At 59.4% G+C, this 21,040-nt stretch carries 17 protein-coding genes; 6 read left to right on the forward strand and 11 right to left on the reverse strand.

Features of this window, described 5'->3' with window-relative positions; all coding sequences use genetic code 11:
- Positions 1-172: 172 nt before the first annotated feature.
- The 3 genes from N2A41_RS22130 to htpX form a co-directional block, all read right to left on the reverse strand.
- A complete protein-coding gene (locus tag N2A41_RS22130) occupies positions 173-1,846 on the reverse strand; it encodes a heparinase II/III family protein (protein WP_260109723.1) in 1,674 nt (557 codons plus the stop codon).
- Between the two features lie 216 nt (positions 1,847-2,062).
- Positions 2,063-3,451, reverse strand: coding sequence for an RsmB/NOP family class I SAM-dependent RNA methyltransferase (locus N2A41_RS22135; RefSeq protein ID WP_260109724.1), 1,389 nt, complete (start codon positions 3,449-3,451; stop codon positions 2,063-2,065).
- A complete protein-coding gene (htpX, locus tag N2A41_RS22140) occupies positions 3,442-4,404 on the reverse strand; it encodes a zinc metalloprotease HtpX (RefSeq protein WP_260109725.1) in 963 nt (320 codons plus the stop codon). Before htpX ends, N2A41_RS22135 begins: the two co-directional genes overlap by 10 nt.
- A 111-nt stretch (positions 4,405-4,515) precedes the next feature.
- Here htpX and N2A41_RS22145 point away from each other — a divergent pair, with 111 nt between their 5' ends.
- Both N2A41_RS22145 and N2A41_RS22150 read left to right on the forward strand, forming a co-directional pair.
- Positions 4,516-4,740, forward strand: a complete 225-nt coding sequence (locus tag N2A41_RS22145; protein ID WP_260109726.1) for a DUF1674 domain-containing protein — start codon at positions 4,516-4,518, stop codon at positions 4,738-4,740.
- Between the two features lie 85 nt (positions 4,741-4,825).
- Positions 4,826-5,065, forward strand: a complete 240-nt coding sequence (locus N2A41_RS22150; RefSeq protein ID WP_260109727.1) for a hypothetical protein — start codon at positions 4,826-4,828, stop codon at positions 5,063-5,065.
- Between the two features lie 115 nt (positions 5,066-5,180).
- Here the strand turns inward: N2A41_RS22150 and acs are convergent, their stop codons facing one another.
- Positions 5,181-7,136: an acetate--CoA ligase gene (gene acs, locus N2A41_RS22155; RefSeq protein WP_260109728.1), complete on the reverse strand. Its 1,956-nt coding sequence runs from the start codon at positions 7,134-7,136 to the stop codon at positions 5,181-5,183.
- A 231-nt stretch (positions 7,137-7,367) separates the two neighbouring features.
- Between acs and N2A41_RS22160 the strand changes: the two genes are divergently transcribed.
- The gene (locus tag N2A41_RS22160; protein ID WP_007632151.1) at positions 7,368-8,072 is read left to right on the forward strand and encodes a DUF1013 domain-containing protein; all 705 of its coding nucleotides are present in this window, start codon (positions 7,368-7,370) and stop codon (positions 8,070-8,072) included.
- Between the two features lie 183 nt (positions 8,073-8,255).
- On the opposite strand, the gene N2A41_RS22165 is transcribed toward N2A41_RS22160, so the two are convergent.
- Together N2A41_RS22165 and N2A41_RS22170 are read right to left on the reverse strand one after the other, a co-directional pair.
- Positions 8,256-10,166 (reverse strand): propionyl-CoA synthetase, encoded by a 1,911-nt coding sequence (locus tag N2A41_RS22165; RefSeq protein WP_260109729.1) that lies wholly within the window; start codon positions 10,164-10,166, stop codon positions 8,256-8,258.
- An 82-nt stretch (positions 10,167-10,248) separates the two neighbouring features.
- Positions 10,249-10,908 (reverse strand): YggS family pyridoxal phosphate-dependent enzyme, encoded by a 660-nt coding sequence (locus tag N2A41_RS22170; protein WP_170260840.1) that lies wholly within the window; start codon positions 10,906-10,908, stop codon positions 10,249-10,251.
- A 199-nt stretch (positions 10,909-11,107) separates the two neighbouring features.
- Here N2A41_RS22170 and leuS point away from each other — a divergent pair, with 199 nt between their 5' ends.
- Genes leuS through holA form a run of 3 tightly spaced genes read left to right on the forward strand, consistent with a single transcriptional unit; the run spans position 11,108 to position 15,300 of the window.
- Positions 11,108-13,738, forward strand: a complete 2,631-nt coding sequence (leuS, locus tag N2A41_RS22175; protein WP_260109730.1) for a leucine--tRNA ligase — start codon at positions 11,108-11,110, stop codon at positions 13,736-13,738.
- Complete coding sequence (gene lptE / locus N2A41_RS22180) at positions 13,728-14,249, forward strand: LPS assembly lipoprotein LptE (protein WP_260109731.1); 522 nt, start codon at positions 13,728-13,730, stop codon at positions 14,247-14,249. The genes leuS and lptE overlap by 11 nt, the downstream gene beginning before the upstream one ends.
- A 10-nt stretch (positions 14,250-14,259) precedes the next feature.
- Positions 14,260-15,300, forward strand: a complete 1,041-nt coding sequence (holA, locus tag N2A41_RS22185; RefSeq protein ID WP_260109732.1) for a DNA polymerase III subunit delta — start codon at positions 14,260-14,262, stop codon at positions 15,298-15,300.
- Between the two features lie 51 nt (positions 15,301-15,351).
- Here the strand turns inward: holA and N2A41_RS22190 are convergent, their stop codons facing one another.
- The 5 genes from N2A41_RS22190 to mnmE all read right to left on the reverse strand — a co-directional run bounded on the left by N2A41_RS22190 (position 15,352) and on the right by mnmE (position 20,988).
- Positions 15,352-16,233, reverse strand: a complete 882-nt coding sequence (locus N2A41_RS22190; protein ID WP_170279925.1) for a ParB/RepB/Spo0J family partition protein — start codon at positions 16,231-16,233, stop codon at positions 15,352-15,354.
- Between the two features lie 30 nt (positions 16,234-16,263).
- Positions 16,264-17,058, reverse strand: a complete 795-nt coding sequence (locus tag N2A41_RS22195; protein ID WP_017966014.1) for a ParA family protein — start codon at positions 17,056-17,058, stop codon at positions 16,264-16,266.
- A 19-nt stretch (positions 17,059-17,077) separates the two neighbouring features.
- Positions 17,078-17,695: a 16S rRNA (guanine(527)-N(7))-methyltransferase RsmG gene (locus N2A41_RS22200; protein ID WP_260109733.1), complete on the reverse strand. Its 618-nt coding sequence runs from the start codon at positions 17,693-17,695 to the stop codon at positions 17,078-17,080.
- A gap of 25 nt (positions 17,696-17,720) precedes the next feature.
- Entirely contained in the window at positions 17,721-19,598 is a 1,878-nt protein-coding gene (gene mnmG / locus N2A41_RS22205) for a tRNA uridine-5-carboxymethylaminomethyl(34) synthesis enzyme MnmG (protein ID WP_260109734.1), read from the reverse strand.
- A 70-nt stretch (positions 19,599-19,668) separates the two neighbouring features.
- Positions 19,669-20,988: a tRNA uridine-5-carboxymethylaminomethyl(34) synthesis GTPase MnmE gene (mnmE, locus tag N2A41_RS22210; RefSeq protein ID WP_260109735.1), complete on the reverse strand. Its 1,320-nt coding sequence runs from the start codon at positions 20,986-20,988 to the stop codon at positions 19,669-19,671.
- Positions 20,989-21,040: the final 52 nt, after the last annotated feature.

Consider the following 21,040-nt stretch of genomic DNA (forward strand, 5'->3'; position numbering starts at 1 on the left):
TCCGCAAGGGATGTTCGCATGCTGGCGCCGCGTTAGCACAGCTTTGCCGCCACGCAAACAGGCGTCAGAGCAGATGTCGAAAAGCACGAGCCATTTTTGATAAGCATCATAGCTTACTTCCATTATCTGGATGCGATCCCGATTTGACCACTCGGCCCAAAATCATCCGCTTCTAGCCTTTGCGGGACAAAAACCAGCGGATTTCGGTCTTCTCGGCAAGATCGAAGTCGATTTCGATCTGGTCCGAACCGCAGATGCCGGAGCTGTCGGCAAAGAAAATATCCTCGGCGATCAGCACTTCATTGCCGGGCGCCGAAAACAACCAGCTTTCGCCGTCCGGCGCCGTCAGCAGCACGGACTCTCCGTCACTCTGATGCAGGACGATCGAGGGATGGATATGAAAACGGGCGACGGCCTTCAGAGGCTCGTCATGCTCATATCCTTCGCGGACGACGAGCCGGTCGCGGCCCGTCACGATCGAGCCTGCAGCATTGAGCGTCAACTCACGCTCGTGCAGCACCCCCAACACCCTGAGATAACCGTCATGGCTGAGCTTGATGCCGTCGCGCCCGTCCTCGGTTTCGGCACGCTCGACAGTGATCGTTCTCACCGGTTCGGTAATCGCGTGACTAAGGAAGGGCGAGGGCGAAAAACGGCTGGACGAGGTGTCGTTGAGGATGACGGTCGAATGTGCCGCCGTTGTGCGCGCCATCTGGACATAACGGTGCCCGGCAAATTTCGGCGAACCGGAATTGACGATGAAGCGATGGCGGCCGGACGACATTTCGAAGGAGAGGCTGCCCGCATGCGCGGTCCGAAGCGCGCCTCCCGAAGGCGGCGTGCCCGTATCGGCAATGATCACCGTCTTGCCCCCCGAAAGCCGCTGATAACGTGACTGCGGTAAAGCCTTGAACGGCTGACCGGCTGTCTCGTCATATCGCAGCACGGACATCAGCTCGTTTGCGAGCGTCGATGTCGCCCCGTTGAAGAGCGCCAGATCCCCGTCCTGATGGCGAAAAAACCGCAATGCCGGATAGATGCGGTCTATCCCGGAGATCAGCTTCTGCGGCAGGTCATGGCCGAGATTGACATAGGTCTGCCGGAGCGGCAGCAGATCGAGCAGCAATTCCAGCCCGACGCGCGGATTGCGCGACACATGGCCGCCATCCGGTAGAATCTGGCTATCGAATTCGCGGTCGAGCGCCTGCGCCGCCCTTCTCAGTGTAGAGGCGCGCGCCGGCATGGCGACGGAGGCCATGGCCAGCGCGACACGCAGCCGAAACAGCTCCAGGCCGCCGAGAGTAAACGGCGCCATGCGGTGCAGGAACCTTACCTGGAACGCCAGCGATTTCATGAAGCGACGATAGAAGCCGCGGTCGGCGTTCTGTAGCACCACCGGCGAATGCGACAGCCAGGCGATAACGCGTTGGGCGGTGACGTCGGTCTCCCAGGCAATCCCCTCCATGCGACCGGCATGGATGGAAAGCCAGCTGTCGACGATCTCGCGGGCGGCAGCCGAACTGCGCTCCGTCTTGTTCGCCCGCATATGCCGCAGCCAGCCGAAGCTATGAAGACGGATCGCGAAGGGGCGCGAGGGCAGGGTGAAGGTGAAGGGCGACTTCTCGTTGGTTTCCAGCATGCGCCCGGCCAGGAGAAAGCGTCCGTTGAGAATCTCGTCGGCCACATGCGGATCGATGCTGCGCAGATCGGTCGGCGCGACGATCAGGCGCTCTGGCACCTTGATCGAATGACGAAAGAGCTTCAGGCGCAGCAACGCGACGCGGCGCAAGGCGCGCCGCCAAGCCTCCCGAACATACATGCTCGCAAAACGTCGACCGGACTGCATATTCTATTGTCTATTGACCCTCGTGGTTAAGAATAGGTGAAAAGTGGCCGATTTCATCGTCCGCAATGAATTAATTCGTGACAAGGTTCGAATATACGCACGTTAACGCGTTTCACCTGAAATCATCCGGGCGGTTTTGGCGAGCGGCATGCGTGAAACGAGGCTATGAAACACCTCGCATAGCCCAGGCTCACCGCCAGCGCTCAAACCTTGCGATCAGGCCACGCGCCGCAGCACGGCCGCATAGAAGCCGTCGAGGCCGGAGGCAATGCCTTCAGGCATTTTCGCCATCGTGGGAAGCGTGCGGAATTCGCCGAGCGGCGTGATCGCTGCCTCAAGGCGGGGCCAGTCCCCGGCGCCGATCGGAATACGCTCGACCGCATCCGTATCGGCAAGTACACGGGCGACGACGTCCTCACCCTCGACAGGATCGAGCGAACAATTCGAAAAAACCAGCGTGCCGCCCGGCTTCAGCAATGTCAGCGCATGCCGCAGCAGCCGTTCCTGCAGCGCCGCCAGCCTGGCGATATCCTCAGGCCCCTTGGTCCACAACACGTCAGGATGCCGGCGTGTCGTGCCGGTAGAAGAGCAGGGAGCATCGAGCAGGATGGCGTCGAAACGCTCCGTTGGCTCGAATTTCGTCAAATCTGCCTGGATCGTCTCCGCCTTGAGGCCGAGCCGGTCGAGGTTCGACCGCAGCCGTCTCAGCCGACTTTCCGACTGGTCGAGTGCGGTGACTGCGCCGCCGGCAAGGATGAGCTGCGCCGTCTTGCCGCCAGGTGCGGCACAGAGATCGGCGGTGCGTTTGCCCGAGAGATCGCCGAAAAGTTTCGCCGGGATGCTTGCCGCCGCATCCTGGACCCACCATGCGCCCTCGTCGAAGCCTTCGAGCGAAGGGATGCCGCCGTCGAAAGCGGCGAGCCGCACGCCGCCGGTGGGCAGGACGACGCCGTTCAACCGCCTCGCCCAGCCTTCGGGGTCGGACTTGACGGTCAGATCGATCGCGGCCGGTTCGAGCTGGGATTCCGAAATCGCCAGCGCCGCGTCCCGGCCATAGGCCTTTTCCAGCCTGGTGATGAACCAGGCCGCCATCGGCGCGACCTTGCCGATTTCATCGAGCACCTGCTCCTTCTCTCGGACGAGCCGGCGGAGGATGGCATTGACCAGCTTGGCGAAACGGCGATTGCGCGGATCCTGATTGGCCTGCTCGACGGCGAGATCGACAGCTGAATGATCCGGCACGTCGAGATAGAGGATCTGCGCCGCGCCAATTGCGAGCACGTGATGCAGCGCCCTTGCGCCCTCCGGCAGCGGCGAATCCAGCAGCCCGGCAATCGCGGCATCGATACGCGGCAAATGGCGCAGCGTCGTGTTCAGGATGGCGCGGACGAGCGCCCGGTCGCTTTCGCCGAGCGCCCTATAGGCCGGATTGCCGTGTTCATGATCGAGAGCCCCGTCGAGCGGCAGCTTGCGATCAACGACGGCAGCAAGAATTTTTGCCGCCGCAGCCCGGGCCTGCAGGCCAGGCTTATCAGGCGCAGAGCGCTCGGTGGAGGGCTTATGCTTGCGGAATGGCTTCTTCGTGCCGTCTGAATTCAAGACCACGGACCTTTTGGCGGTTGCGAACCACCGCGACCAAGACCCGTATCCGGAACAGAGCGCGATTTGCGCGACGGATTAGCAGCACGAGCGGGCTGCGTCGAGACATTCATGCCGCCTTGCGCCATGTCCTGCAGCGCGGCGATGCGGTTTTCCGTGTTCGGATGCGTGGAAAACAGATTGTCCATGCGCTCGCCGGAGAGCGGATTGATGATGAACATATGCGCCGTCGCCGGGTTGCGCTCGGCATCCGCGTTCGGCACGTGGGCAGCACCACGCGCGATCTTGCCGAGTGCCGAGGCGAGCCAGAGCGGATTGCCGCAGATTTCGGCGCCGCGGCGGTCGGCCGAATATTCGCGCGTGCGGCTGATCGCCATCTGCACCAGCATGGCGGCGAGCGGCGCGACGATCATCGCGACGAGGACGCCGACGATACCGAGCGGATTATTGTTGTTGTCGCGATTGCCGCCGAAGAAGAAGGCGAAGTTGCCGAGCATCGAGATCGCGCCGGCAAGCGTTGCCGTGATCGTCATGGTCAGCGTGTCGCGGTTCTGGATATGGGCGAGCTCATGCGCCATGACGCCTGCGACCTCCTCGGGAGACAAGGCAGCGAGCAGGCCGGTCGAGGCGGCGACGGCGGCATTGTCGGGATTGCGGCCGGTGGCAAAGGCATTCGGCTGCGGGCTGTCATAAAGATAAACCTTCGGCATCGGCAGGGCGGCATTGCGGGCGAGATCGCGCACGATCCGGAAGAATTCCGGCGCATTGCGCTCATCGATCTCCTGCGCGCGATAGGCCGCAAGCACCATGCGGTCGGAATTCCAGTAGGAGAAGAAATTCATGCCGGCGGCAATGACGAACGCGATCATCATGCCGGCCCGACCACCGATCAGGAAGCCGACAAACATGAAAAGCGCCGTCATGAAGGCAAGCAACATGGCAGTGCGAACGAGGTTCATTGCGGATCTCCATCTCCGATTTCGGCGTCACAAGCTTTCAATCCCGGCACCGGCGCATTATGATTTGGTTATTCACCAGCCATTTTCAATATTTTCCGGCAGGAGACGGCCATGCAGGACGCCGATAACGACAATAGCGAAACGCCGACGGCCGAAGGAACGGAGCCGCCGCGCAAGATACTGTCCCCGGCTGCCAGACGCGCCCTTGGCGAAGCCGAAGAGCGGCGAAAGAACCAGAAACCGCTGGAACTGCCGCCCGAGATCGGCGGCCGCGGCGGAGCCGAACCGGCGCGCTTCGGCGATTACGAGATCAATGGCCGAGCGATCGATTTCTAACCTAATATTTGGTGATATTATCTTTCACATGGTCGGTTGAGAATCAGATAAATTAGAATCTCCGGTTGATAAAGGAGATTGGAACATGTCGGGAAATGCGTCCCTGGTCATCGGGCCTGAATTAAACAAGCTTATATCATCGCAGCAATCCGCTGTCGCAGCGACCTTAGCAGCAGCCTTGGTCACAGCGTCTGGGCGCCCGCACTCAATTAATGAAGTACTTGGCCTGATGCGTGAAATCCAATTTTCGCTTTATCCAAACGTAGGAAGCGGCCACTACGAAGCCTGGAAGAAAAGCTTCGATGGTGACAAGGCTCACCAGTAATCCAGCCGTTCGCAGATTTGGTGGTGGAAAAAGTTCGGCTTTCTCGAACACAAAGCCAGCCATCCGATACGCGGAAAGGAAATGAGCCGCCCCGAAGCCCGGAGCGGCTCGATCATCAGGCGGTCGCCTTGTTCTGCCGGTTGGTGATCAGATCGTCGACGACTGCCGGATCGGCAAGCGTCGATGTGTCGCCGAGAGCACCGAAATCGTCTTCGGCAATCTTGCGCAGGATGCGGCGCATGATCTTGCCGGAACGCGTCTTCGGCAGGCCCGGCGCAAACTGAATCTTGTCGGGCGAAGCGATCGGGCCGATTTCGGCCCGCACATGCTTCACCAGTTCCTGGCGAAGCGTATCCGATCCCTCGTGACCGGCCATCAGCGTCACGTAGCAATAGATGCCCTGGCCCTTGATCGGATGCGGATAACCGACGACCGCGGCTTCCGAAACCTGATTGTGCGACACGAGCGCGGATTCCACCTCCGCCGTGCCGAGCCGGTGGCCGGAGACGTTCAGCACGTCGTCGACGCGGCCGGTGATCCAGTAATAACCGTCCGCATCGCGCCGGCAGCCGTCGCCGGTGAAATACTTGCCCTTGTAGGTGGCGAAATAGGTCTGGATGAAGCGCTCGTGGTCACCATAGACGGTACGCATCTGGCCCGGCCAGCTGTCGGTGATGCAGAGATTGCCGTCGGCAGGGCCTTCCAGCACCTTGCCCTCATTGTCGACCAGCTCAGGCTTGACGCCGAAGAACGGCGTCGCCGCCGAACCGGGCTTCAGATCGGTGGCGCCGGGCAGCGGCGTGATCATATGGCCGCCGGTTTCCGTCTGCCACCATGTATCGATAACAGGGCAGCGCTTGTCGCCGACGACATTGTAATACCACTCCCAGGCCTCCGGATTGATCGGTTCGCCGACCGTGCCGAGCAGCCGCAGCGAAGAGCGCGAGGAGCGCGTGATGAAGTCGTCACCGGCACCCATCAGCGAGCGGATCGCCGTCGGGGCCGTATAGAAGATGTTGACCTTGTGCTTGTCGATGACTTCCCAGAAACGGCCCTGATCCGGGAAGTTCGGCACGCCCTCGAACATCAGCGTCGTCGCGCAATTCGCAAGCGGCCCATAGACGATGTAGGAGTGGCCGGTGACCCAGCCGACATCGGCCGTACACCAGTAGATGTCGCCGTGGTGATAATCGAAGACATATTCATGCGTCATCGCGGCATAAACGAGGTAACCGCCGGTCGTATGCAGCACGCCCTTCGGTTTGCCGGTCGAGCCTGACGTATAAAGAATGAAGAGCGGATCCTCCGCCTTCATCTTCATCGGCGGGCATTCCGCCTTCACCGTGGCAATTTCCTGATGATACCAGAGATCGCGGCCGGGCGCCCAACCGGTCTTGCCGCCGGTGCGGCGAACGACCAGCACCTTGCTGACATTGACATGCTGGCGGGCGGCGATATGGATCGCGCTATCGGTATTGTCCTTCAGCGGCACCGGCTTGCCGCCACGCAGGCCTTCGTCGCAGGTGATGACGAAGGTGGATTCGCAGTCGACGATGCGCCCGGCCAGCGCCTCGGGCGAGAAACCGCCGAAGACGACCGAATGCACCGCGCCGATGCGGGCGCAGGCGAGCATCGCATAGGCCGCTTCCGGGATCATCGGCATATAGATGGTGACGCGATCACCCTTCTTGACGCCGTGCTTCTTCAACACGTTCGCCATCCGGCAGACGTGCTCGTAGAGCTCGTTGTAGGTGACTTTCTTGTCGATATAAGGGTTGTCGCCCTCCCAGATGATCGCCACCTGGTCGCCATTCGTTTTCAGATGACGGTCGATGCAGTTGTAGGAGACATTTGTCTGACCGTCCTCGAACCACTTGATCGACACCTTGCCGGTAAAGGAAGTGTTCTTGACCTTGGTATAGGGCTTGAACCAGTCGATCCGCTTGCCGTGCTTGCCCCAGAACTTGTTCGGGTTCTCGACGCTTTCCTCGTACCATTTCAGGTACTTTTCCTTATCAATCAGGGCGCGCGCCTTCACCGGCTTCGTGACCGGATAGATCTTCTCCGACATGCAACTCCTCCTCATGGGACATGCGACGGACCGCGTGAGCTAACAGGGCCCGGACTTGAAATCACGGCAATTCATAGCAGTTCGCACCGCCACGGCAATTAGACGAAGGTCATTTCGTTTCGGAAGAATTGCAATTCTGCGACAGTGCGGTTATATACCGGCATATTTCCCGGACATTGTGGTGACAATCCACGGACCGCGACCGGCGCGGACGATAGAAGGACTATATCCATGGCTCAAACACTGCTCATGCCGAAGGCGACAGCCATCTGGCTCGTCGACAATACGGCACTGTCTTTCGATCAGATTGCGCAGTTCTGCAAACTGCATCCGCTCGAAGTCAAGGCGATCGCCGACGGCGAAGCGGCGCAGGGCATCAAGGGCCTCGACCCGATCTCGACAGGACAGCTTTCCCGCGACGAGATTGCCCGCGCCGAGGCCAATCCGAACCATAAGCTGAAGCTTTCCGAACCGAAGGTGCGGGTGCCGGAATCCAAGCGCCGCGGTCCCCGTTATACGCCGGTTTCCAAGCGTCAGGACCGCCCGAACGCCATTCTCTGGCTCGTTCGCAACCATCCGGAGCTGAAGGACGCGCAGATTTCCCGCCTCGTCGGCACGACGAAGTCGACCATCGAGCAGATCCGCGAGCGCACCCACTGGAACTCCGCCAACCTGGCGCCGATGGATCCGGTCACGCTCGGCCTCTGCAGCCAGATCGATCTCGACATGGAAGTGGAAAAGGCCTCCAAGGGCCGTCCGCTGCCGACCGCTGCCGAGCTGGGCGCAACGCTGCAATCGGCACAGGAAACCGAGCGCCTGACCCCGAGCTACGAGCGCGAGGAGGAAAAGGAAAAGGAAATCGACGCCGACGCCGTCTTCCGCAAGCTGAGCTCGCTGCGCTCGGCCCCGAAGGACGAGGACGACGATCAGTACTGAGATATCAGTAATTTCATGAAAAACCCCGCCGGTATGAGCTGACTGGCGGGGTTTTTTATTGCGGATGGCCTGTTTCGAATTAGCTGCGGAACAGGGTGAGAATGTTCTGCGCCGAACTGTTGGCGATCGAGAGCGACTGGGTAGCAGGCTGGTAATGGCGACCGCATCATGCATAACCTGCCGTCACATCGGCAGGGAGCCTAAACCACGCCCGCGCAGCGCCTCGGCAATTTCCTCCAAAATCGTTGGATCATCGATGGTTGCAGGCATTTTCCAGGGTATGCCGTCGGCGATCTTCTGCATCGTGCCGCGCAGGATTTTGCCGGAGCGCGTCTTCGGCAAGCGGTTAACGGTGATGGCCGTCTTGAAGGCGGCGACAGGTCCGATCGAATCACGAATCATCGCCACGACCTCCGATTCGATCGCCGTCGCGTCACGGGAAACATGTCGTTTCAGCACCAGGAAACCGCAGGGCGCCTGGCCCTTCAACGCATCGATGACGCCGATAACAGCGCATTCGGCGACATCGGGATGACGCGCACAGACCTCCTCCATCGCCCCTGTCGAGAGCCGATGACCGGCGCAATTGATGATGTCGTCGGTGCGCGACATGATGAAGAGATAGCCGTCTTCGTCGACATAACCGGCGTCGGCCGTCTTGTAGTAGCCGGGAAACTCATCGAGATAGGCCGAGCGGAAACGCTCGTCCGCGTTCCAGAGAGTCGGTAGACAGCCGGGCGGCAAGGGCAGCTTCACGACGATATTGCCGAGCGTTCCCGCCTCGATCGGATGACCGGCATCGTCGAGCACCGCAATATCATAGCCGGGCATCGGCAGCGCCGGCGAACCGTGCTTGATGGGAAGGACGCCGAGGCCGAGCGGATTTGCCGCGATCGGCCAGCCGGTCTCCGTCTGCCACCAATGATCGATGACGGGTATGCCAAGCATGCGCTCGGCCCATTTCAACGTCTCCGGATCCGCCCTCTCGCCGGCAAGAAACAGTGCCCGTAGATCCGGCATGGGATACTGGCGCATCAGTTCACCGTCACCGTCCTCCCGCCGGATGGCGCGGAATGCCGTCGGCGCCGTGAACAGCACCCGCACTCGATACTCTGAAACAATGCGCCAGAATGTGCCCGCATCCGGAGTGCCGACTGGCTTCCCTTCAAAGATCAGAGTGGTTACGCCTGATAGCAGCGGGGCATAGACGATATAGGAATGTCCGACGACCCAGCCGATATCCGAAGCCGTCCAGAAGACCTCGCCCGGCTTCAAGCCGTAGATATTCCGCATCGACCAGTTGAGCGCGACCATATGGCCGCCATTGTCGCGCACAACGCCCTTCGGCTGGCCCGTCGTGCCCGAGGTATAGAGGATGTAGAGCGGATCGGTCGCCTTGACGGGGACACAGGCGATCTCGGCGCCACGATGCTGCGCCACCGCCACCTCGAAATCCTGATCGCGGCCGCTGGCGAGATCTGCCCGAAGCTCCGGCCGCTGCAGCACCAGGCAGTACTCCGGCTTCGAATGCGCGATCTCGATCGCCTGATCGACCAGGGGCTTGTAGGCGACGATGCGGCCAAGCTCGAGCCCGCAGCTCGCGGTGATCACCAGCTTCGCACAGCAATCGTCGATGCGCGCCGCAAGTTCGCTGGCGGCAAACCCGCCGAAAACGACGGAGTGAACCGCACCGACGCGGGCGCAGGCGAGCATGGAAAAGACCGCCTGCGGCACCATCGGCATATAGAGGATGACGCGGTCGCCTTTGCCGATGCCGCGCTCGACCAACGCTGATGCGATGGCCATCACCTCGCAAAGCACCTCATCATAGGTGAAACGGCGCTTCTCACCGTTCATTGCGCTGTCGAAGATGACCGCAGTCTCGCCGCCGCGGCCGGCAGCCACATGCCGGTCCACGCAATTGTGGCATGTATTGGTTTCGGCTCCAGAGAACCAGCGGCCATAAACGCCCTCACTGGGCGAAAAAATCCGCTCCGGCGGCTTGTACCAGTCGATGCCGATGGCTGCTTCGCGCCAGAAGGCTTCGGGATCGCGCTTCCAGGCCGCATAAGCCTGATGATAGCCGTTCTGCATTTGCTCCTCCCCAGGACATGCAACCTCGATCTTAAATCTAGACGGGGTGAAGCGAGACAGGAAGCCCGACCAAAGCCGCGTATCAGCGCGCGCCGAAAATCGCCGATCCGACGCGGACGCTTGTGGCGCCGAAGGCGACCGCCGTCTCGTAGTCACCCGACATGCCCATGGACAGCTTTTCGACGCCGCATTTGAGCGCGAGCTTTGCCAGCAAAGCGAAATGCGGCCCGGGATTTTCCTCGGCCGGCGGAATGCACATCAATCCTTCGATGGAAAGGCCAAGCTCGTCGCGGCAGAAGGCGACGAAGGCCGACGTCTCTTCCGGAGCGATGCCGGCCTTCTGCGGTTCGAGCCCGGTATTGACCTGGACGTAAAGCCGCAGCACCTTGCCTTGCCGCTTCATCTCCTCGGCAAGCGCGCGGGCGATCTTTTCCCGGTCCACCGTCTCGATGACGTCGAAAAGCGCTACGGCATCCGCCGCCTTGTTCGATTGCAGCGGTCCGATCAGATGCAACTCGATATCGGGCCGCTCAGCCTTCAGCGTCGGCCACTTTCCCTGGCTTTCCTGCACCCGGTTTTCGCCGAAGACACGCTGCCCGGCTTCGATGGCCGGTCGGATTGCCTCCGCCTCGAAGGTCTTCGACACCGCGACGAGCTGAACGGAACCCGCCGGACGACCTGCTTCGCGTTCCGCGGCGGCAATCCGCGACCGCACGTCGTTCAAACGCTCTCGAAGTTCCATCGTTCTGCCTCAACATATCTGGAATGAAATGATTGGAATGAACTAGCCAGCCATTCTGTGCTTGCCAAGTCCCGTCTCGGCGAAATCCCTGGTCACAATCAAGATCGGACGCTTGCAGCACCTGCAAAACTTGACGCTGTAGTGGTTTCATGGTGAAGGTCTCGACCAACTCCCCTGATTTTCCGGAAATACGAATACCATGGCCACCGAACGTTATAATCCGCGCGACGCCGAGCCCCGCTGGCAGCAGAAATGGAATGAAGACAAGGTCTTCGAGACCGACAATGCCGATCCGCGCGAAAAATATTACGTCCTCGAAATGTTCCCCTATCCGTCGGGGCGCATCCATATGGGCCATGTCCGCAATTACGCCATGGGCGATGTCGTCGCCCGCTACAAGCGTGCCCGCGGCTACAACGTGCTGCATCCAATGGGTTGGGACGCCTTCGGCATGCCGGCGGAGAATGCCGCCATGGAGCGTGGCGTTCACCCCGCCTCCTGGACCTACCAGAATATCGCCTCGATGAAGGCGCAGCTGAAGGCCATGGGGCTTTCGCTGGACTGGAGCCGCGAGTTCGCCACCTGCGACGTCGAATATTACCAGCACCAGCAGCATCTCTTTTTGGATTTCCTGGAGAAGGGCCTGGTCTATCGCAAGCAGTCCAAGGTCAACTGGGATCCTGTCGATAATACCGTGCTCGCCAACGAACAGGTAATCGATGGACGCGGCTGGCGTTCCGGTGCGCTCGTCGAACAGCGTGAACTGACGCAATGGTTCTTCAAGATCACCGACTTCAGCCAGGATCTGCTGGACGCGCTGGATACGCTCGACCAGTGGCCGGAAAAAGTGCGCCTGATGCAGAAGAACTGGATCGGCCGTTCGGAGGGCCTGACGATCCGCTGGGAGATCGTGCCGGAAACGGCACCTGCCGGCGAGAGCGAAGTCACAGTCTATACGACCCGGCCGGACACGCTCTTCGGCGCCTCTTTCCTGGCGATCGCCGCCGATCATCCGCTGGCGAAGGATGCCGCCGCGAAGAACCCTGATATCGACGCCTTCTGCGAGGAGTGCCGTCGCGCCGGCACGTCTCTCGCAGCGCTCGAGACCGCCGAAAAGAAGGGCATGGATACCGGTATCCGCGTCCGGCATCCGCTTGATCCCTCTTGGGAGCTGCCTGTCTATATCGCCAACTTCGTCCTGATGGATTACGGCACGGGCGCGATCTTCGGCTGCCCGTCGGGCGACCAGCGCGACCTTGATTTTGCGCGCAAATATGGCCTGCCGGTCGTGGCCGTCGTCATGCCGAGGGATGGCGACGCAACAAGCTTTTCCGTCGGCGACACCGCCTACGACGGCGATGGCGTGATGATCAATTCACGCTTCCTCGACGGCAAGACCACGGAAGAAGCCTTCAATATCGTCGCCGATCGACTGTCTGCCGCTTCGCTCGGCAATGCGCCGCAGGGCGAGCGCAAGGTCAATTTCCGTCTGCGCGACTGGGGTATTTCCCGCCAGCGTTATTGGGGCTGCCCGATCCCGGTCATCCATTGCGATGATTGCGGTGTCGTGCCGGTGCCGAAGGTGGACCTGCCTGTCAAGCTGCCTGACGACGTCGCTTTCGACCAGCCCGGCAATCCGCTCGACCGTCATCCGACCTGGCGTCATGTCTCTTGCCCGAACTGCGGCAAGGATGCACGCCGCGAGACGGATACAATGGATACCTTCGTCGATTCGAGCTGGTATTTCACCCGCTTCACCGCGCCCTGGGAAGACAAGCCGACCGATCCGGAAGCGGCAAACCGCTGGCTGCCGGTCGACCAGTATATCGGCGGCATCGAGCACGCGATCCTGCACCTGCTCTATTCCCGCTTCTTCACCCGCGCCATGCGCGAGACCGGTCACGTCGCCGCCACCGAACCTTTCAAGGGACTCTTCACCCAAGGCATGGTGGTCCACGAAACCTATAGCCGCGGCGCCGGCGCCAGCCGCGAATGGGTGGCACCCGCCGATATCCGCATCGACGAACTCGACGGCAAACGCCGGGCTTTCCTGCTGACGAACAACGAGGAAGTCGCGATCGGCTCGATCGAGAAAATGTCGAAATCGAAGAAGAACGTCGTCGATCCTGACGATATCATTGCCTCCTACGGCGCCGATACCGCTCGTTTCTTCGTTCTGTCCGACTCCCCGCCGGAGCGCGATGTCATCTGGTCCGAGGCGGGCGTCGAAGGTGCTCATCGCTTTACCCAGCGTCTGTGGCGCCTGATTTCCGAAGCTGCGGACGCGCTCTCTACCGTTGCACCTGCGCCGGCAACCGATGGGGAAGCGCTGTCAATCTCGCAGGCTGCCCACAAGACGCTGAAGGCCGTGCAGAACGACTACGACAAGCTCTGGTTCAACAAGGCCGTTGCCCGAATTTATGAACTCGTCAACGCGCTGGCCGCACCGATGACGAAGGTTGCCGTGGGCGAGGGTGATGCCACCTATCGCGCAGCGGTACGCGATGCCGCCGAGATCCTGATTCAGCTCGTCTCTCCGATGACACCGCACCTGGCTGAGGAATGCTGGGCCGCACTCGGCAACGAAGGGCTGCTTGCCCGGGCAAGCTGGCCGCAGTACGACGAAACACTCGTTATCGAAAACGATGTCGTCCTGCCGGTACAGATCAATGGCAAGAAACGCGCTGAATTGACAATTTCTCGCGATGCAGATCAGAATGCCGTAACCGACGCCGTGCTGGATCTGGATGCGGTGAAAAACGCCTTGAACGGACAGGCACCGAAGAAGATCATCGTGGTTCCCCAAAGGATTGTAAACATTGTCGTCTGATATCGCTTGCAAGCTGGCCCGCAATGCCGGCATCGCCATGATCCTTGCCTCCGCGGCATTTCTCTCCGCCTGCCAGGTTCGTCCGCTCTACTCCGAGAGTTCCGGTGTTACTGAAAAGCTTTCCTCGGTCGGCTTTTCTCCAGCAGGTAGCCGCGTCGAACAACAAGTTCGTAACCACTTGATTTTCCTATCGTCGCGTGGAGCCGGCGAGCCGGAAAAACCGGAATATCTCGTCGAAATGCACGCCTCCTCGACCGTTGCCGACACGTTGCTGAGGGAATCCGACGATACGTCGCGAGCCGGTCGTGTGACCGTCAGCGTCACCTACACGCTACGCGCGGCGACCGACAATCATGTCATCAAGGCCGGCAGCCGCGCGACCACGGCGCTGGTGGATTTCCCTGACCAGGAATTCGCCAAGCAGCGCGCAATCCGTGATGCCCAAAATCGTGCGGCAGATCAGGTAGCGGAATTCGTCGGGGCCGATATAGCCGCTGCCCTCAGCCGCTGAGGGCTGAGATGTGGCCGAGATAAAATCCCACGAATTCGAGACCTTCCTGCAGAAATCGGCACGGAACTATCGTATTTTCGTCATCTACGGGCCGGATCGCGGCCTTGTTTCCGAACGAGCAGGCTTGCTCGCCGGCAAGAGCGGTGTCGCGCTCGATGATCCCTTCTCGCTGACCAAACTCGATGTCGGCGACCTGCAGAAGGATCCCGGGCGATTGGTCGACGAGGTCCAGTCGATCGGTTTGTTCGGCGGTGAGAAACTGATCTGGATCCGCGGCGCCGCCAACGAGAAATACCTCGTCGAGTCCCTGGCACTGCTGGCCGAAAAACCACTCGAAGCCGCCTATCTGATCGTCGAGGCCGGCGACCTGAAGAAGGGCTCGCCGCTGCGCAAGACCGCGGAAGCCGCGCGATCCGTCATGACGATCCCCTCTTACGCCGACGACAGCCGCGCCCTGAATGCCTTGATCGATACTGAACTTAGCGCAGAGAAGCTCGGCATTACGCCGGTCGCGCGCCAGGCGCTGATCGCGTTGATCGGCGGTGATCGGATCGCTTCGCGAAACGAGGTGCGCAAGCTCGCTCTTTACTGCCGCGGCTTCGATACCGTCGAAGAACATCACGTTACCGAAATAATCGGCGACGCCAGCGCCATTTCGGTCGACGACGCCGTCGACGCCATTCTCGGCGGTGATCTCAATGCCTTTCTGCACGCGATGCAAAAGATCAGCAGCTCGAAAACGGCGATCTTTCTGGTGCTCCAGGCATGCCTGAAACAATTCCAGCTTCTGGATTCGATGCGCGCCGAAATGGATGAAAGACGGCTGCAGCCGCCTCAAATCATGCAGACGATGGGGCGGCATTTGCATTTTCGCCGCAAGCCGATCATCGAACAGGCACTGCGCCAATGGACCGCCGAAAGCATCGCCCGAGAATCCAACCGGCTGCAGGCCGCTATCTTGCAAAGCAGACGGCGACAGGTGCTGGAGGACAGCGTTGCGATGCAAACGCTTCTATCCACCACCCTTCAATCCGGCCGGAAATCCGCCTGACTAGCAAAGAGTGAGAGCGTCCTTTGTGCGCCTAAAGGGACGCACGACGCTTTAACGCCTCTCGAGCAAGCGGCAGACTTCCTCGAGCTGCTCCAGTGACTTATAGGAAATTTTGATCTGACCGCCGCTTGCCTTGTGATTGATCGCAACATCAAGGCCGAGCGCATCGGAAAGTGTCCGTTCCAGCGCCAGCGTGTCGGAGTCCTTCTGATCTCGCCGCAAAGCCGGCTGCTGTGGTTCCGATTGGGCCTTGATATTGTTTTGTGCGAGCTTCTCCGCATCACGCACCGACATGCCCTTGGCAACGATCGTACGGGCAAGACTTGCCGGGTCAGATGTCGAAACCAGTGCGCGCGCGTGCCCGGCCGAAAGGCTCCCAGCGGCAAGCAAATCGCGAACCGGATCCGGCAGCTTCAGCAAGCGCAAGGAATTGGCAACGTGGCTGCGGCTTTTACCAATGATTTCCCCAAGGTCGTTCTGCGTGTAACCATATTCCGCAATAAGTTGCTCATAACCCAACGCCTCTTCGAGGGCATTGAGATCCGCGCGCTGCACGTTTTCGACAATGGCGATTTCCAGCGCCGTCTTGTCATCCACATCACGGACAATGACAGGAATCTCGATCAGCCCGGCAAGCTGAGCTGCGCGCCAACGTCGCTCGCCGGCGATGATTTCATATCGATCCCGCGACATCGTCCGCACAACAATCGGCTGAACGATACCATGTTGACGAATCGAACTTGCGAGATCGTGGAGCTCTGTGTCATCGAAGAAACGACGAGGGTTACGAGGGTTACGGCTGACGAACTCGATCGGGATCATTCTGTCGGCACTGATGGTCCGCTCGGCTTCCACCGGGGCAGGCTGATCCATCTCACCAATCAACGCCGCAAGGCCGCGGCCCAATCGCCTCTTCGATACATCGTCATTCATGATCTACACTCACCTACCCCTAAAATGATATCACGCGGCCAGTCTTTGCCGCTCCCGTTGGATGACCTCGGAGGCCAACTGCAGGTAGGCTTGGCTGCCCGCGCACTTCAAATCATAGAGAATAGCCGGCTTGCCGTAGGACGGCGCCTCGGAAACCCGGACGTTGCGCGGAATCAACGTGTGGTAAACCTTTTCTCCGAGATGCGTGCGCACGTCATTGACCACCTGCTGCGCAAGATTGTTGCGCGCATCGAACATCGTCAAGACGATCCCTTGAATATCCAGACGCGGATTAACCGTTCGCCGGACCTGGCTGACGGTCTCAAGCAGCTGGCTCAATCCCTCCAGCGCAAAGAATTCACATTGCAATGGCACCAAAACCGAATGCGCCGCCGCCATGGCATTCATCGTCAGCAGATTGAACGACGGTGGGCAGTCCAGAAGAATATAGGAAAATGCCATGGCTTCCGGCGAAGACAAGGCTTTCCGCAATTTGAAGACACGATCGCTTTGCTGCGAGATCTCCATCTCGATGCCAAGCAAATCCATCGTCGACGGGACGATAAAGAGATTCGGAACCGCCGTCTCGAGAGTCACTTCGGGGATGCCCCGATCTCCAACCATCAGATCGTAGGAGGAGAGTTTGCGATCACGACGATCGATACCAAGGCCGGTGCTGGCATTACCCTGCGGGTCGAGATCGACGATCAAGACGCGCTCGCCAATGGCAGCAAGCGCTGTTGCCAGATTGATTGCTGTGGTCGTCTTGCCAACGCCACCCTTCTGATTTGCGATGGTGATAATCCGATGTCGTTCGCCAGCCATTGCCGCAATATCCGATCTGTTAAACCAAGCGCCGGAGATTTGATACTTCTAAAATAACAGATTCCTGCCCGACGGCGCTCTTATGTTCTACCAGATCGAATTCCCACCGACCACGTGCTTTGTCGATTTCCTTCCGGTAATCCCGGCCTTTATGAAAAAAGCCACGACAATATTCCTTGCCAAGCATCCAAGGGGCCGAATATCCGATGAGCCCATCAAGATCGGTAAGCGCACGCGCTGAAATCGCACCGCATTCGCCAACCACCGGATAAGCATGTTCGATTCGAATACTATGCACGCTGCCGCGCGCATTTGTCTCCCGCAGCGCCGTGCGCAGAAACGCTGCCTTCTTATGGCTGCTTTCGACCAGATGGACCCATCCACCTTGCAGCTCGGCCAGAAAAATTGCGGTAATAACGCCGGGAAAGCCACCTCCGCTACCGAGGTCAACCCAGGTAACAGGCTGCGGATGAATCTGAAAGATTTGGCTGCTATCGGCGATGTGCCGGTGCCAAAGGTCATCGAGTGTCGACGGCGCCACCAGATTAATTGCTTTCGCCCACTTCTGAAACAGCGCGGCAAAGTGTTGCAGCCGTTCCTGTGTTTCACGTGAAACACGCAAACCGTTTAATTCCATTCTGAAAGACTCTCAAATCTTGTAATCAGGCGCTATGACGAGCGGGGGCGGGTAGGCGACGCAAGTGCACAAGCAGCAATGCGATTGCTGCGGGCGTCATCCCTTCAACAATTGCGGCCTGGGCGATGCTGAAAGGTCGAGCAGCGCTGAGTTTTGCCTTGAGCTCGTTCGAAAGACCGGAGAGTACGTCATAATTGAAATCTAGCGGTATCTGCCGGTCTTCGTCGCGCTGCTGATCGGCAATCCCCGCGGCTTGCCGATCCAGATAAACCGAATACCCGGCCTCGATTTCCAACGCTTCCGCAACTTTCGGCCGGATCGCGTCAAGCGCCTCCGGCCAAACATGCCGGAGCGCGGCCAGATCGTAATTCGGATAGGACAACAAATCATAGGCAGTTCGGCGCTGCCCATCGAGATTAATATTCAAGCCAGCACGGCGGGCCTCGTTCGGCGTAACCGCCAGCGACCGCAGCAGCGCTCGGCCATTTTCGATTTCTGCCTGATAGCACGTGAATCGCTGTACGCGCTCGCCGCTCACGCATCCAAGCCGCATGGCCAAGGGCGTCAAGCGCATATCGGCATTGTCAGCCCGTAACGTCAGTCGATATTCCGCACGCGATGTAAACATTCGATACGGTTCCGTAACGCCACGCGAGGTGAGATCGTCAATCATGACACCGATATAGGAGCTTGTTCGGCTAAAATGAAACGGTTCCGAATCGCTGCTTCGCAACGCAGCATTCAGCCCGGCTGCCAGACCTTGGGCGGCTGCTTCTTCATATCCGGTGGTCCCATTGATCTGACCGGCGAGAAACAGGCCCCTCAACCGTTTGACCTCCAACGATGGCGTCAGCTCTCTCGGATCGACATGATCATATTCGATCGCATAGCCCGGTTGCAGAATTCTTGCCACTTCAAGCCCCGGAATCGTTTTGATGAAGTCTGACTGCACCTCCGCCGGCAAGGAGGTCGAAATCCCGTTAGGATAGACCGTGTCATCGTCCAGTCCCTCGGGCTCGAGAAAGACCTGATGTCCATCCCGCTCTCCGAATTTCACCAGCTTGTCTTCGATAGACGGACAATAACGAGGCCCGACGCCCTCGATCTGCCCGGAATACATTGCCGAGCGCATAATATTGTCGACAATGATGCGATGGGTCGCTTCCGTCGTCCTGGTGACCCCGCATTCGATCTGTGGCGTGGTAATCGCGTCGGTCATGAAAGAGAAGGGAACAAGCTCCTCGTCAGCCCCTTGTCGGCCGACGGATTGCCAGTCGATCGTCTTTCCATCCAGTCGCGCTGGTGTTCCGGTCTTCAGACGTCCCAACCGCAATCCCAGGCGGGCGAGGGTCGCAGACAATCCGATTGACGGTGCTTCACCAACACGCCCGGCTGGTGTCTTTTCCGAACCGATATGAATAAGGCCCCGCAGAAAGGTTCCAGTGGTCAAAACCACCGACGGCGCTTTCAGGGTTCGACCATCCTTCATAATCACGCCGGCGACCTGGCCATCGACAACATCCAGATCAAATGCATCGCCTTCGATGATATCCAGGCCTGGCGTTGCTTCGATCGCCGCCAGCATTGCCAGGCGATAAAGCTTTCGATCGGCCTGCGTCCGCGGACCGCGGACCGCCGCGCCCTTCTTCTTGTTCAGCATCCTGAACTGAATGCCCGCGACGTCGGCAATACGACCCATCAGGCCGTCCATCGCGTCGATCTCCCGAACCAGATGGCCCTTGCCAAGCCCACCGATTGCCGGATTACACGACATGACGCCAATCGTGTCTCGTCTATGCGTAATCAGTGCGGTTTTCGCCCCGAGGCGCGCAGCTGCGCAAGCAGCCTCCGAGCCTGCATGGCCGCCACCTATCACAATTACATCGAAGGCATTATCCGTCATTCAAGACTCCACATCCGGCAGACGTTTCACGTGAAACCAGCGCAAGCTGGCGCCCAGGGTTTCACGTGAATCATTTGCCGATACAAAACTCCGAGAAGATCACCTCGAGCAGCTGTTCGACGTCCACTCTTCCAGTAATTCTCCCCAAATACTCAGCGGCAATTCGCAGCTGCTCGGTCCGCAGTTCGAGATTCACATCCGTCTGCGATATTGCCGCATCGAGCGCCGTTAAACATTTCGTTAGCGAATCTTTATGCCGTTGCCGACTGGGGATTGCCATAGACAGGCCGCCAAAACGTTTGTCGACAATATTGCCGATCAACCGGCGTAGTTCCGTCAGACCATCACCCGTCGCCGTCGAAATCTGCAGATCATACCGATCCGCTGCGATATCTATGAGATCCTTCTTTGTCCCGACAGTAACATGTGGAGAGGCTCGCTCCAAGTCGTCAGGAATCTGAGGATCCGTCATGTCAACCAGCATCAGGACGAGATCGGCATCGCCAAGCGCTAGACGCGCGCGCCGCACGCCTTCCATTTCGACCCTGTCGTCCGCCTCACGAAGTCCCGCCGTGTCATAGAGCTTGATCAGAAAACCATCAATATCGAGATCAACCTGCAGGACATCGCGCGTGGTTCCGGCAATCTCCGTCACGATTGCCACATCACGACGGGCCAAAGCATTCAACAGGCTCGATTTTCCAGCGTTCGGAGCGCCGGCGATGACCACCTTAAAGCCGTCTCTGATAATCTCGCCGGCCGAAGCTGCCGCCAGGTGATGCTCGATATCACTGCGAAGCTTCCCCATATCGGCCCAGACCATATCCGATACCGACCCTGGAACGTCATCCTCGTCGGGGAAATCAAGTTCCGCCTCGATCAGTGCTCGGGCGCGCGTTAATCGTTCCGCCCACGAATCGTAAAGTGTGGAAAGCCCACCTGCGCTGTGTTCGATTGCAAGGCGGCGCTGCATTTCAGTCTCGGCGCCAATGAGGTCGGCCAGACCTTCGACCTCGACCAGATCAAGTTTGCCGTTTTCAAAGGCCCGACGGGAGAACTCGCCTTCGACTGCCATCCGAACACCTGGAATATCGCCAAGTGCATGAAATAGCGCCGCCAGAACCGCTCGGCTGCCGTGGATTTGCAACTCGGCAACATCCTCGCCGGTAAACGAATTCGGGGCAGGAAAAAATAACACCAGACCGCTATCAATCGGCTGATCGTTACGAGTCCGAATCGTCCGGTAAGATGCCTTCCGGGCTGTCGGCACGGATCCGATGAGCCTTACCAATATATCTTTGGTCAGGGGACCACTGATCCGAATGACTGAAACCCCTGAAGGCGGGGCGCCGCTCGATAGCGCATATATGGTATCATTCAACATGGCCATATCGCTTGGTCCATTGGAATCGAAATCGATTCCTCTTAAATAGAAAAGCTGG

This window comes from Rhizobium sp. SRDI969 (genome assembly GCF_025152725.1).
In the GTDB taxonomy this organism is placed as follows: Bacteria; Pseudomonadota; Alphaproteobacteria; order Rhizobiales; family Rhizobiaceae; genus Rhizobium; species Rhizobium leguminosarum_I.